General features: G+C 53.4%; 13 protein-coding genes. All 13 read left to right on the top strand.

Annotation, left to right across the window (positions count from 1 at the left end; all coding sequences use genetic code 11):
- Window positions 1-66: 66 nt before the first annotated feature.
- The gene (locus AB8599_RS08895) at window positions 67-447 is read left to right on the top strand and encodes a hypothetical protein (RefSeq protein ID WP_407330555.1); all 381 of its coding nucleotides are present in this window, start codon (window positions 67-69) and stop codon (window positions 445-447) included.
- Window positions 448-518: 71 nt separating this feature from the next.
- Window positions 519-974: a hypothetical protein gene (locus AB8599_RS08890; RefSeq protein ID WP_407330554.1), complete on the top strand. Its 456-nt coding sequence runs from the start codon at window positions 519-521 to the stop codon at window positions 972-974.
- A 2-nt stretch (window positions 975-976) separates the two neighbouring features.
- Window positions 977-1,567, top strand: a complete 591-nt coding sequence (locus AB8599_RS08885; protein WP_407330553.1) for a hypothetical protein — start codon at window positions 977-979, stop codon at window positions 1,565-1,567.
- A complete protein-coding gene (locus AB8599_RS08880) occupies window positions 1,567-2,202 on the top strand; it encodes a DUF6682 family protein (protein ID WP_407330552.1) in 636 nt (211 codons plus the stop codon). The genes AB8599_RS08885 and AB8599_RS08880 overlap by 1 nt, the downstream gene beginning before the upstream one ends.
- Window positions 2,203-2,205: 3 nt before the next feature.
- Window positions 2,206-6,153 (top strand): prophage tail fiber N-terminal domain-containing protein, encoded by a 3,948-nt coding sequence (locus AB8599_RS08875; RefSeq protein WP_407330551.1) that lies wholly within the window; start codon window positions 2,206-2,208, stop codon window positions 6,151-6,153.
- Between the two features lie 10 nt (window positions 6,154-6,163).
- On the top strand, window positions 6,164-6,844 hold the full coding sequence (locus AB8599_RS08870) for a hypothetical protein (RefSeq protein WP_407330550.1): 681 nt from the start codon (window positions 6,164-6,166) through the stop codon (window positions 6,842-6,844).
- Window positions 6,845-6,880: 36 nt separating this feature from the next.
- Window positions 6,881-8,488: a hypothetical protein gene (locus AB8599_RS08865; RefSeq protein WP_407330549.1), complete on the top strand. Its 1,608-nt coding sequence runs from the start codon at window positions 6,881-6,883 to the stop codon at window positions 8,486-8,488.
- A complete protein-coding gene (locus AB8599_RS08860) occupies window positions 8,488-10,221 on the top strand; it encodes a hypothetical protein (RefSeq protein ID WP_407330548.1) in 1,734 nt (577 codons plus the stop codon). Before AB8599_RS08865 ends, AB8599_RS08860 begins: the two co-directional genes overlap by 1 nt.
- Window positions 10,208-10,621: a hypothetical protein gene (locus tag AB8599_RS08855; protein ID WP_407330547.1), complete on the top strand. Its 414-nt coding sequence runs from the start codon at window positions 10,208-10,210 to the stop codon at window positions 10,619-10,621. Before AB8599_RS08860 ends, AB8599_RS08855 begins: the two co-directional genes overlap by 14 nt.
- Window positions 10,622-10,627: 6 nt before the next feature.
- On the top strand, window positions 10,628-11,287 hold the full coding sequence (locus AB8599_RS08850) for a hypothetical protein (RefSeq protein WP_407330546.1): 660 nt from the start codon (window positions 10,628-10,630) through the stop codon (window positions 11,285-11,287).
- A gap of 9 nt (window positions 11,288-11,296) precedes the next feature.
- Complete coding sequence (locus AB8599_RS08845; RefSeq protein ID WP_407330545.1) at window positions 11,297-11,659, top strand: hypothetical protein; 363 nt, start codon at window positions 11,297-11,299, stop codon at window positions 11,657-11,659.
- A gap of 14 nt (window positions 11,660-11,673) precedes the next feature.
- Window positions 11,674-11,934, top strand: coding sequence for a YMGG-like glycine zipper-containing protein (locus AB8599_RS08840; protein ID WP_407330544.1), 261 nt, complete (start codon window positions 11,674-11,676; stop codon window positions 11,932-11,934).
- Window positions 11,935-11,943: 9 nt separating this feature from the next.
- Entirely contained in the window at window positions 11,944-13,281 is a 1,338-nt protein-coding gene (locus AB8599_RS08835) for a hypothetical protein (protein ID WP_407330543.1), read from the top strand.
- Window positions 13,282-13,302: the final 21 nt, after the last annotated feature.

The raw sequence follows: 13,302 nt of genomic DNA, 5'->3' as shown, positions 1-13,302 counted from the left end.
GAAAACGGGCTGGCTGACGCTGGCCCTTTTCTTTCCCTTACTAATTCCGAACGGAGTAAACAAAACATGGCAACGATTAAAGCCCCCTCTATGCACAACCGTATGTATGTCGGTGCGCAAGGCAACCTGTCTATGGCCTTTGCCGCAGTGACGCTGAAAGCCGCAGCCGTAGCAACTGTCGTCGAAATGCTGGACGTGCCGATTGGTATTTCAGTGACCGGTGTTCGCGTGAACACTAGCGGTCTGGGCGCTGGCGCAAAAGTGGACATTAAGCTGGGTGAAACCTTGCTTGAAGCGAATGTTGATGTGTCAGCGGCAGCAAGCCTGTCTATTGCGCTTCCTACCACGTACACCGAAGAAAAGGCGGTACTGACGGCCACCATCAAAGGTGCAGCGGCAACAGGTAAGTTGGAAATCAACCCTGAATACGTGGCGACTGGCTACTAATTCAAGCCCAGTTGAATGAAGGGTGCCGCGTGCGCCCTTTTTTTATTTCTCAGAGTGAAGGTGCATTGAACATGGGTAAGCAAAAAATCGCTTATATCGGCCCGAAGGAAATTAAGCGCGACACCATTACCGGTTCGCGTCAGGTGTTCCCGCGCATGAAACCGATTGAAGTGTCTGACGAAGTGGCGGCGGTCTTGCTCCGATTCGGTCAGGTATTCGTGGAAGCGGATAAGCTGAAAGACGCACAGAAATCGGCAGAAGATGCGGAAAAGGCGAAAGCTGAAGCAAAAGCAAAAGCGGAAGCCGAAGCGGAACTGCTACGCAAAGCAGCCGATACTCTGGTGGTGATTGGCGGCGTTGATACTGACGTGTCAAAACTAACCGGCCCGCAGTTGGCCACGTTGGTTGAAGCGCATGACTTGAACATTGATCCGAAAGGCGCACAAGAGTCGGTGCAAGATTTCCGCCTACGCGTGCGTGACGCGTTTCGTGCTAAAGCGGAAAGCGAAGGCCAAGGGGAAGGTTAATCATGCGCACTGTCCCTGTTAGTGAGTTCATGCCAACGCTAAGGCAGTTAGTGTCCGTGGTGCTTCCGATGCAATTGGAGCAAGCGATTGTGGCGAGTGCGGTTCGCTTTTGTCGTGGCAGTGGCGTGGTCATGGCGTCACGTACCTTTTGCCAAGTGTATGAAGGGCAGACGATTAACATTGTCAGGGACAGTGCGGTTAACCGACGCGCTGACGGCATTTTAAAGGCGTCAGATTCTGCGCTGATCACCTCGGATGGCGTTGCGTTACAGCCCGATCGAGATTATCACGCGTTGAGTCTCGATGACGTGTTCTTTTTGCGTGACGCTCAAGACGTGACCATCACTTGCACGGTTGAGCCCGTACTCGGCGCGAAGGAATTGCCCGCAAAACTCTATGACGATTGGTTGTCTGGGATTTGCGCAGGGGCCGCAGCGAGGCTTTACGCCATGCCAGATTCGCTAGACCCAAACCTGCACGCACATTATGAGCGTGAATTTGTTGAAACCATGCGCCAGGCGATGCGATGGAGGCTGGAAACCAGCCCTTCCATGTCACCGTCAGCGCCAGTCCGTAAGCGGGAGTTCTTCTAGTGGCAGCAGTGCTTGAGTTATTTGAGCGTCTAGGTGACGAATTAATTGATCCCAACTTTGTTCGATGGACCAAGGAAACCCATCTTCGTAATTTGAACGATGCTATTTCATCCATTTTGGTGGTACGCCCCGACCTTGGCCGAGTGACGGCAGAGGTGGAGTTAGCGGCTAACAGTATGCGTGCGCAGCTTCCCCCTGATGCTTACAAGCTGATTGGTGTCAACCATGTCAACGGCTACGCATTGCAGTTTGTTGATATTTTTCGCTTAAATCAAAATTATCCGCAATGGCGAATGATGAAGGACCCGCAGCCGACTAACTGGACGCGTCAAGAGAATGATGACCTCAGTTTCTACGTGTTCCCTGCACCGACGAATGCCGTCAACGTTGAATTTGATTACGCCCGCCAAATACGTGTTAACGGCGAAAGCGAGCAGTTCCCGTTGCCGTCGATTTATGAATCCATGGTGTTTGATTTCATGATGTTTCGTGCCTACTCAAAAGACGGGCAGAACGACAGCGAGCTAGGTAAATCTAATCAGCACCTCCAGTTATTCCAACTGGCGCTAACGGGAAAAACCAGCACGGACAACGCAGAGCGCCAGCGCATTGCAAGTTCAGAGCGGAGGCGATAACGCATGATTAAAATCATAGGTCAGTTGACGGATGCAGGCGGAACGCCGCTTTCGTGTGCATTGCTAGAGCTTCGCGTATCAAGAAGCGCAGGTGAAACGTTTTTCAATTCCACGGTTTCTGTAAAAACGGATGACGCGGGACAATACGACTTTAGCCTGAAACGCGGCGAGTATGAGGTGTTCGCTCAGGTTAGCCGTCGTTCTGATGTTGAACACATTGGCTCATGTGTGGTCAATGACGACGTAACCGGCGAAATGACACTAGAAGAACTGATGGCGCTAACGTCGCCGCTTCTTCCTGAGTCGGTGATTGAAGTGCGCGAGAGCCTGGGCGAAGTGCGCTTAAAACACGCTGATGTACAGCAATGGCATATTGACGTTGAGCGAAGCAAGGTAGACGTTACGCAGCTTGAACAGCAAGCCATGTCGCACCGAGATAGCGCCTCGCAATCTGCCGTGCTGTCAGGGCAGCAAGCGGCGTTGTCTGCTTCAGAGCGCCAAGAGTCAGGTAGGCAAGCCGTTATTGCGACTGAACAGGCAAGCAAGGCAACACTGAAAGCCAATGCCGCGAGCGCGAGCGCGCAAACTGCTGCGAATGAAAAGGCACTTGCTGTCACCGCAAGGGGTGGCGCAGAGGCTGCGGCTTCGAAAGCAGAGCAGCATGAAAGCAATGCGGCCTCGCTATTGCAGCAAACCTCCCAAAAGGCGACGCAGGCTGCGCAATCGGCCAGCAATGCAGCGAATTCAGAACAAGGCGTTGCGGACGATGCGGCATTGGCCGGGCAGCACAAAGACACCGCCGCACTGAAAGCCGAGCAAGCCACTGCTGCGGCAGGCAAGGCAGAAGGGCACGAGCAAGGGGCGGCGGATAAGCTGTCACAGAGCACCACCCAAGCCAACCGCGCAGAAGCCGAAGCCACAAAAGCCCAAGCGTCGGCGGATTCTGTCGGGTTGCGCGGCTATTTACCCTCAGAGGCTGCGTTTCTCACCGCCACCCAAGATCGAGCGCGCATGATGACAGCCCCCGGAGGTGTCATTAGCATGGGCAAGCACAGCAATGCCTCAAATGTTGAGATTGTGAATCAGGGGATCACGTGCCGCTTTACGGATGCAGACAGCGCCAACTTGTTTTTGATGGGGCGCACGGATAGCAACGCAACAGGGAGCGCAAACAGTGCCGATCCCGCGTTTATGCTGAACGGCGTGGTGTTCCATCTTCGTCACATCACGAATAAAAACTTTAATCGCCTGTATTCTGCCGCGTGGTTGTTGCCCCCCGCCGAAGCGGGTACGCGGGTATATAACAACGTCACAGGCGAAGTGGTCGAGTATGATAGCGCCCCTGACGCGTTCGAGGGATTGCTCACCAATGGCGATTTTCGCAACGGGTTAACGGGTTGGAACGCAGGTGAAAAAGCCACTGTTCACGCGGATGGCGTGGAAATGCGTCAACCCGCGGGAGAGTCAAACTCATTGGTGTCATGGCTATCTCAAAACGTGGCACTTACAGAGGGTGAAAAATACCGCTGCGAGGCCACGTTCACGGCGGTGACAGATGTGAAAGTGCGTATGCGAATGGGACACGCCACCGGGAGTTTGCCGGGGGAAACCGCGCATTATGTAACATTAAAAGCAGGCGACACCGAGCGCGTGACGGTTAACCTTCATTACAATGCCAGCCCTTATATCACCGTAGAATTTGTGGCCAGCTCGTCATCTCCTGAACAGGTCATGGTGTTGCACAATGTGAGTGTGATGCCCGTGGCCGAGTCGGTGCTCGTGAACCGCAAAGACTTCGCCTATTTTGAGGCCGTGCATATGCCCGTCGTCGATTTTGTGTGTCCCGATGCCTCGGTGCAATATGGCGGCACGTCGTGGGGCGGCTTGCCCTTGGTGCCTGTCACCGATTATGTGAAACAAGGGTTTTCCGCGTTTGGCCCTTGGGACACGGAGACCGTGGGCATGGTGATCCCGTGGGCCACGTTAACGTTGGCGCAAAAGCGGGCGGTATGCAGTCACCCCGACATGAACATGTATTTGTCTGATGAGGATCAGCCCGTCCAAGTAGTGGGCCGTGCCAAAACGCTCGCAGGCTTTGGTAATCAATGGGATTCCGTGACGCAATGGCAGTATGTGGGCGACGGCTATCTCTGTTACCGCAGTGGGTTTCGCTATAACAGTATCGTGAATCCGCAAGGCATGTCTGATGTGTCCTCGGGCTTAGGGTCACCGGATGGCGGGGTGTTTGATAGTGTTCGCACGGCCAGTGTGGACAGCCATAAAAACGCCCCCTTGGGCGCGGGGTATTTTGCCGCTCGCGATGGGCACAGCGCGGCGTACAAAGGCCGCTGTTTTGCCTTGCCTGTGGCGCTGATTCAGCGTGCAAATCAGGGCAGTCATTTTCAAGACGCAAACCCATTCGGCACGAAACAGCCCTATGATGGCGCGGTCGCTGGCTTGTGGGATGCGTTACCGAAGTGGAAACAGTTTTCGCTAGCGGCCTGTTTTGACCCCCGCAAGCAACGACATGGGGGTAACACGGGGTCGATTGTGTCAGGCGTCACAGGGACACGAAATCAATACGGGTATTATGACGCGATCCGGGCGGGGGCGTTTCAAGATTTACGTTTGCCGATTCAGCGCATCGATGCCGATGGACTGGCAGAAAATAGCATGGTGCTGGCATCCAACGCGCTGATGCGTGGCAAGGGAAAATTACCCTGTATTGCCCGTGGCACTTTGCCACAATTGACGGCGAATTATTTACCGTATGGGGAAGTGAATGTGACATGGCCCGTCGTAGCGACGGTGCGCACGTGCGCAGATAGAGGCTTTGGCAGTCAGCCCAACGTGAGTTGGGGGTTTATTCACTTGTCCACGGGCGATTTTTACCGCGTGATCGTGCGTAACACGGCCAACCACACCGTGGTGAAGTGGAACCCTACGGCCCGCGCATGGGAGAGCACCGTTGATAATAGCGCAATCAGTGGCGATCCGGTGTTGTTTGTCCCGATCACCGCCGATTTTTCCGACAGCGTAAGCGATATGGGGTATGTGGGCTCGGTGTCCGACGCCGTCCAAAGCTTTTGCGCCCGTGAAGTATTGGACGCGTTTTGTTTGCCCGAAGAACACGACGACATGCCCTATGTAGACATCATTAGTTCGATCACGGCGCTGGCGTCAACATTTAGAAACGGGGTGGCCGGGCACTGGAATCCCGCCAGTTTACGCGGTGATTTTCCGAATGATTGGCCCGCCATGAGTAAGTGGGATAAAGGGCATGGCCGATTGAGAACGCAAGACGGCGGCGGTCAATGGACGACGTTAACGTGGGATAACGCGTCTGAAAATATTGACAACACGATCCGTCACGCCCACCCGTCAGTGGGGGAGCATGTCGTGAGCTTGTTGTTTTATAGCGCCCTTGCGCCTTTTACTGTGCCGTCGAGTAATGGGCTTGTTTCATCGACGGCCCGCAAAGTGTTTTATAGCGCGTCATTCTTGCCGAATTTCGGCAACCGAGTGATCGCCAGTTTGACGCAGAAAGTCGGGACACTGGCCAGTGCGAACAATGTGCCGATTGGTAGTGTGGCCGTGCTCGATGACCGCGGCGTGATCAATGGCCGTTTGTCATGGTCTAGCACGGAATCAGACAGCCCAACCCATGCCCCGCTGGGCGTAAATGGAGGAAAAGAAAATGCCGCCGCCGTGAAAGCGTTGTACACGCTCACCCCGTCAAATGGCGTGTATTTCCTTCAGCTTCATTTTTCAGAATTGACGTACACGCAAGGCACTGCCAACCCATGGGGTGACAGTGTGCCGGGCACGGATTTTTCCCACCCCCATGGTGTGATCCCGTTAGTCGATGGCAACCAGTACGACCGCGACTTAAACAACGCACTCGTTAAAGTGGGCTGTCACGTGAGTGCGTTTCCTGTCGGTTTTGTTTAAAGAGGTTTTTATGGTTTTAACATTGAACGACGTGCCGGAGAAAATCCGGCCGTTTTACGTGCTCGACGTACGCCGAGAGCAGCAATTTAACGACGACGGCACCCCGGTGACCGTGCCCGAGCCATTCACGTACACCGACGAGAACGGCGACGAACAAACAGGCACCCGCTCGGTGCCTGTTTTCGTTGATGTCGAGTATGTGGTCGAAGCCCCTCGCGGCCACCAAAAGAGTGAGGCGGCGCTGTGGGTGGTGGTCAGAATCCACCGCGGTCACCGTGATGACATTGTGCGGCAGTTTCTCGCCATGCACCAAAACGCCGAGCGCTGGCGTTTTCATGATGCCTATGTTGCGTGGCTCGGGGCCCGCCCAGTCGCCCCGGAGGCCAGTGGCCAGCCCGATGACCCCGAGACCCCCGACCATGAGCAGTGGATGGGCGGGGTGACCCCCGAGCAACACGCGCTGGATGTGGCCGCGTGGGAGATGGCCGAACCCGTGCCCTATGAGGCGATGACGTGGGACGCATGGCGGTTTGCGAACTATGCGGCGTTGCGGCGGGTGGGGTATGAGTCCAACGATCAGCAATTTGAAATGATGCACGACGACGTGAAAAACGGGACAAGCACGTGGTTAGACGCGCAAAGTGCGGTGAAAGCACAATACCCGAAAGCGGCAATGGTGTTGCCGCTTTAGTCGCCCTTCCCTTATGTAACTTCTTGAGAGTCCACAATGCTAATAGACATCACCATGATGCGCGGCGAAGTGCCGCGCCTCAAAGACCATCTTTTGCCTAATGAAGCCGCGACACGTTCCGTTGATTGTCGCTTTGAGCGAGGCATTGTTGCGCCAATGAAAGCAAGCAAGGTGGGTGGCGTGTTCCCCATTTCGCCTGGAGCGTTGCACAAGTACGGTGATAAGTGGCTGCTTTGGTCTAATGCGGCGGTGTGTGCCACGGATAGCCCCATGGCACAAGATGAATATCAGCGTGTTTACTTTACGGGTGACGGCAAGCCCAAGCTGACGGCACAAGACATGGCGATTGGCGGTAATGGTTTCGGCCCTGCTGCGTCGTATGACTTGGGTGTGCCGCGTCCCGCGTCGCCGCCATTGGTAACGAAAGTGGATGAGAGTACAGGCGAAAACCCGCCAGAAGGTGAGGCGGCTATTTTTGATGATGAGGACCGACTTTACATTCAAACCTATGTGACGCGCTTTGGTGAGGAAGGTGCGCCAGGTGATGCGTCTAAATCTGCGCTCATTCCTAAGCCGGGCTCAACAGTGACGGTCCGTTTAACACAGCCTGGCGTGAATACGCACAATATCACGCACACGCGCTTATACCGTTCAGCCACGAGTGCCGGTGTGGGTGAATTCATGCTAGTTGCGGAAATCCCGATCGCGCAGGTTGATTATGTGGATGCGGTGCGTGACGTGAACGGCCCGATATTGGAAACGTGGGACTTTGAGGTGCCGCCCGAGAACATGCAGGGTATTTGCCAAATGGCGAACGGCATTTGTGCGGGGTACGCGGGGAATGAAGTGATGTTCTCTGAATCCTATTTGCCGTATGCGTGGCCAAAAGGCCACCGCGGTACCACGGAGCATGAGATTGTTGGCATTGTGCCGATTGGTACCTCGCTTGTGGTGGCAACGAAGGGGTATCCGTATGTGTTTAGCGGCATTACACCGGATGCGATGACGGGCCATAAGTTAAGCGTTGAGCAATCATGTGTGAGTGGTGCGTCACTGGTGGTGCTTAATGGCATGGCGATGTATGCCTCGCCTGATGGCTTGGTGGTGGTAAGTGCTGATGGGGCGAATGTGGTCACGGACCCAATCATTGACCGTGATAACTGGCAGGCATTTAAGCCGTACACCCTAAATGCGGTAGCCGTAGAAGGTCAGTACGTGGCGCAAGGTGAGGCGGGTGGCTTTATTTACGATCCGCTTTCGCAGGCGTTTACACGCATTACGGATAGATGGGACACGGCGTATGTGGACCTTGAGCGTGATGTGATGGTGACAGTATCAGGCAGGCAGTCAAGTGAATGGCAGCAAGCAGCGCAAAGTAAGCCGTTTGTTTGGCGATCTAAGGTGTTCACCATGCCGATAGGGTGCTTGCTCAGTTGTGCTCGATTGCAATCACCGCACCCTGAATTAGTGTCGATGAAAGTGATCGCGGATGGCGAAACGGTACTGGCATTGAATGAAGGCGAGATGACTGATCGCGCATTTCGGTTGCCGCCTGTGCGTGCGAGCAAGTGGCAGGTGGAGGTAGCAGGGAGCGCTGAGATTGAACGTATTATGGTAGCGAGTTCAATGCAGGAGCTGGCGTAATGAGTGCAGGGTTTGGCGGTCGCGGTAAGGACTCGCTTCAAGAGAACGTAGAAAAGCTAACGGGGCAGCGTGGTAACGGGCTAGACAAAGCGCTAACGCTTCGTGACCTGCAAAGTTTGGGGATGGTGAATGTTCATCGCGCTCAGAATGGGCAGTATGTGCCTCGCCCTGTTCCGCCATTGCTGCCAGATGATAAGCCAGTAGAGCGGCCTCACGCACCGGAAGGCTTTTCAGGGTTTGGTGGGTTTGGTTCGATTCTTCTGGAATGGAAAAACCCGACATACGCTGGTCACGCCTATACCGAAGTGTGGAGAAGTACAACGGATGTGCTGTCAAAGGCAGTGATGATTGCGACTACGCCCGCGACGGTGTTTGGTGATGTGGTGAATCCCGGTTCGGCTTTCTATTACTGGGCGCGTCACGTTAACGTGAATAACATTGCGGGGCCATACCACGATGCGGCAGGCGTGAAGGTGGTAACGAGCCCGAACATTAGCGATATTATTGACGATATTGGCGATCAAATGGAATCGTCGGTGCTCATCCAAGGGCTAAAGGATGACATAGCCGAAGGCGACCGGGTGCTGGCCACGCAGATTTCGGAATCGAATAACGTGCTGGTTGATGCAGACAAGGCGCTGGCACAAAAAATCACTTCTGTAGAGTCAACAATGAATAGCGCTGACAACGCGTTGTCAGGTCGTGTGTCATCGTTACAACAATCGACCAGTAGCGCAAATCAAGCCCTGTCTGACCGCATCGACACCACGCAGTCAACACTGAACGGCGTGAGCTCTACCGTGCAAGGTCACAGCCAGACCATTGCTGAAATTCAAGAAGATGGATCGGTGGCGCACCAAGCCATGTGGAACCAGAAAGCCCAAGCAGGTGACATTAAAGCGGGTATTGGTATTCTCGCCAAATCTGACGGCACAAGCCAAGTGGCTGTTTCTGCGTCTCAATTCTTTGTGTTTGATCCGAACACGGAAAGCCCTGACATTCAGCCTTTGTTCGCGATTGATAAAGGCAATGTGATCATCCCGAAAGCGCTGATTGAAAGCGCGACTATCCAAATTTTAAACGCACAAACCATTGTGGCGGATGAGGTGAAGGCGGGGATCTCGATCAGTACGCCGACACTGACCTCGGCAGTGATCAATGGTGCGGAGATCAACATTGGTGCGGGTGGGCCCTATAGTAGCTATCACACGCGAATCACTGACAAAGGCGTGATATATACCGACCATATTGTTGCGTCAGGTGGTTCATTTAATAACGTTACGATTGAAAAAAACTGCGTTGTTAAGGGTACGCTTTCTGGGGCTGATGGTGACTTTTCTGGGACAGTTAAAGCAAACAAAATCATTGGGAACCTGGTTAGCGCGAAGGGAGTGACTTTGAATATAAAAACCCCCAATGATTACACCTACCGCGTTTATCACACCACTTATTGGAACGCCAATGCTGTAGGTATGAGGAGAAGCATTAATATTCCCAACTTTCCGGTTAATGGTTCGGTTCAGATTAAGGTGAACGGAGGGGTTGTTCAAGCGGTAACGGGTGGACATGAAAAAGGTCAGACTGCTGGCGGAATAAGCGTTGATGTAGGAACCGGAAGTGGGCATGTCCAAATTTTAGCAGCGGGCTATTCTGTGAACTCAGGCATTGCTGCGACTGAAGTAAATACATCAGTATTGTTTATATTGGGAGGCGTGACGGGTGACTTCAAATAAGCAAGGAATATCGAAGGTCGAGTGGGGTGAATGCCGATCCAAGCTATTACCTATCATGGCGAAAACCGCAACACGAAATAGTCATGATTTCACGCAGCAAGTTGATGACGCACTGACTAACGGCAGTGCCTTTCTGTTCATCGCAGATGATGGCTTTATGGTGTTAAAGCCCACGACGCGCAACGGGGTGATCTGGGTAACGGTGATGTTTGCGTTTAATTGGGGTGGCGATGCGATTAGTCGTTACCAGTCGCACATCGAAACCATGACGCGGCAAATTGGCGGGCGTGGGGTGGAGTTGTTTACGGCGGTGGCGGCACTTTCCCCTATCTTGCTGGATCAGGGGTACAGTAAGGCGGGTGAACAAGACGGCATTCAACATTGGCAAAAGGTATTGTGAGGCTTTATGGGCGGCGGTGGCAGCAACGAAGTACAAGAAACGGAATACGAACGTGCAGCGGCAGAGGTGGCAGGCAAATATTGGGGCGTGTACAACGACGAACTCAAACAATTTGAAGACACCTTTATTCAGCGCGTGGATAACTTTAACTCTGATTCCAACATGAACGATGCGAAAGCGTCTGTAGATATGGGGTACAACAAAGCATTTAGCGAAAGCCGTGAGGCGACAGCGCAAGGACTTTCTTCTGCGGGTGTGGACCCGACAAGCGGGAAGTTCAAAACGGCGATGTCGGAGTTATCCACCGAGCAAGGTGTGGCGCAATCAGACACCATTAACCGAGCGCAGGCGTCTGAGCAGGATAAGTACATTGCGGGTTTATCTGATGTGGTGGCAATGGGCATGGGTGAGCAAGCCGATTCGTTACGCGCAGTGGGTGACGTGGCAAATATGAGCCTGAATGAAGCCAAACAAGATGCGTACACGGATTTTAATAAACGCTCTAGCAATATGCAGTTTGCAGGCGCGGCGGCGGGTGTTGGCCTTCGTAGCTATACAGAAATGGCAAGCAAGCAGTCAATGCCCAAAATGGTCGATGGTACCAGTACGTCTGGCAGTAAGTATTACGACCCGAACTTTAACCCGAATGGCTACGCCTTGAGCTAAGGAATTATCATGGGCATTGCAGCAGATACTTACGCGCAGATCTCACGAGAAATGTTTGATGATTGGCAAAACCGCTTTTATCCCAAGCAAAAAGAATTGATGGAAAAATCCCAATCTGGCGAGTTGTTGAATGAACAGCTCGGACGCGTGGATGAAAACGCGGCCAGTTCTATGAAGGCGGCCAGCCTTGGAGAAGCGAATAAAATGGCACGTTATGGCGTAGATTCTGGTACGGATGAAAACCAGAACGCGAAGTTGGCACTGTCTACGGCAGCGGCGAAAAACGGCTTGCGTGATCATGAGCGTGACCGTTCTATGAAAGTGCTGTCAGGTGCGGGACTTGGCATTAAAGATTACGCGCAGCCGCGATAAGGGAGGGCTTGGTTATGGGGTACAGTTTAGTTAGCGCCAGTCAGCAAACAAAGGACATGGCGACAGATGGTCTTCGCGAGGCGGCGGCAAGAGAGAAAGAACGTGAACAGGCGAACGAGCGATTGAAGCAAGCCGAGCAGCAGCAGAAGATGAACAACACGATGGCGGGCGCAACAACGGGTGCGATGGTCGGTGCTCAATACGGTTCTGTGGGTGGGCCTTGGGGCGCGGCAATTGGCGCGGTGGCTGGCTTCGCGTTGGGCGAATTGTTTTAAGGAGCAAGAATGAGCGGATTAGACACACGCGGCTTTATGGATGGCGCTTTGCGTGCCTATGACATTGCGGACCGTCACTTCGAGCGCAAAGAAGATCGCGCTTTGCGTGCTGAACAAATGGCAAAGTCTGAACAGCGTGCTGAACAAGAAATGTCGCTACGTATGGCGGAAGAACAGCGACGCACTGATGCGCACGCCTTTAATTATGGTGAGGATGGTCAGGGCGGTGCATTACGCCAGGCGCAAGCGCTGAAAGAAAAAGAGTATGCACACTCAGGCAAGTTGCGTGATGCGCAAATTGCGCAAGCAGAATCGGCACGCCAGCAAAACGAGTACCAGTTAACGCAACAAAAGAAGACGGCGTTTATCACGGAGAATTCGCCCATTTTGCAAACGGGGTGGCAGCGTTTTATTGACGGTGGTGAGACGGATGAGATCTTTGATAATGAGCTTATCAAGGGCAGTGCGTATGATCCTCGCCGTTACCTTGACCCTGAACTCAATAAAGCGGCAGACGTGCTTGAAGCCAAAATGCCGATGGTGATTAAAGGGCAGGCGGACTTTAACGACCCTGAATTGAAAACCGCGTTAACCACGTTCTACAAAAGCAACCTGAATGCCTCTGTTGGTCAGAAGGACCCAAAGACAGGTCAGGTGATTAAAGATGCACGCTGGGGCGGCATGACCTTTGCCAAGGACATTAACCCCGAAATGGACGGAGACCAACCGGGCATTGTGATCACCACGGAGGTGAATTACGGTGACGATAAGTGGGTGCCTCGCCCTGTTACGTCGCGCAGAAGTGCGGACGCGGATGATACTGTAAAGGTCATTCCTCTTGAGCAAGCGATGCAGGACATTACCGGTCAGTTGAAGTTACGCCGACAAGCCATGGTTTCTCCTGCTTATAAAGCGGTATTCCAAACCAAAGATGGTGAGAAGGACAACAAGGCGATAGAGAAAGAGTATCGCGGTGCGTATCTGGAGATTGAGAAGAAACGCAGTGATGCGCTGTCCAACCTCATGAACCCAACACCTGAAAGCCAAGCGGAGATCAATTCACTGTTTGACGAGCAGCAAGCGAAGATGAAATCGCTTTACTTCCCGCAAGAAGGCGGCGAGCCAGCACCCAAGCCGACACCGTTTAACCAGTGGGCGGGTAACGATGCGAATAAGCGTGCATTTATTACGGCGCTGGAAGGTAAGTACGGGGATCTGAGTCAGTTTGATGAGCAAACTGTTGCGCGTGCGTATACCGACCAGGTGAACAAGGCGAAGTCGGCCAAGGCTGAACAAGTGGCAGGGCAAATCCGTGTTGATGCGGCGAAGCAGTACGCGAGTCGTTAATTGGTAAATTGCCGAGAAACG

It is taken from the genome of Enterovibrio litoreus, from assembly GCF_045679545.1.
Taxonomy (GTDB): Bacteria; Pseudomonadota; Gammaproteobacteria; order Enterobacterales; family Vibrionaceae; genus Enterovibrio.
This window is presented reverse-complemented; position numbering and strand designations above follow the sequence as displayed.

Bases quoted from the DNA above. Each gene is read 5' to 3' on its own strand.
- AB8599_RS08835 (WP_407330543.1), top strand. From the start codon at position 11,944: ATGAGCGGATTAGACACACGCGGCTTTATGGATGGCGCTTTGCGTGCC.
- AB8599_RS08885 (WP_407330553.1), top strand. From the start codon at position 977: ATGCGCACTGTCCCTGTTAGTGAGTTCATGCCAACGCTAAGGCAGTTA.
- AB8599_RS08840 (WP_407330544.1), top strand. From the start codon at position 11,674: ATGGGGTACAGTTTAGTTAGCGCCAGTCAGCAAACAAAGGACATGGCG.
- AB8599_RS08875 (WP_407330551.1), top strand. From the start codon at position 2,206: ATGATTAAAATCATAGGTCAGTTGACGGATGCAGGCGGAACGCCGCTT.
- AB8599_RS08890 (WP_407330554.1), top strand. From the start codon at position 519: ATGGGTAAGCAAAAAATCGCTTATATCGGCCCGAAGGAAATTAAGCGC.
- AB8599_RS08865 (WP_407330549.1), top strand. From the start codon at position 6,881: ATGCTAATAGACATCACCATGATGCGCGGCGAAGTGCCGCGCCTCAAA.
- AB8599_RS08850 (WP_407330546.1), top strand. From the start codon at position 10,628: ATGGGCGGCGGTGGCAGCAACGAAGTACAAGAAACGGAATACGAACGT.
- AB8599_RS08860 (WP_407330548.1), top strand. From the start codon at position 8,488: ATGAGTGCAGGGTTTGGCGGTCGCGGTAAGGACTCGCTTCAAGAGAAC.
- AB8599_RS08870 (WP_407330550.1), top strand. From the start codon at position 6,164: ATGGTTTTAACATTGAACGACGTGCCGGAGAAAATCCGGCCGTTTTAC.
- AB8599_RS08895 (WP_407330555.1), top strand. From the start codon at position 67: ATGGCAACGATTAAAGCCCCCTCTATGCACAACCGTATGTATGTCGGT.
- AB8599_RS08845 (WP_407330545.1), top strand. From the start codon at position 11,297: ATGGGCATTGCAGCAGATACTTACGCGCAGATCTCACGAGAAATGTTT.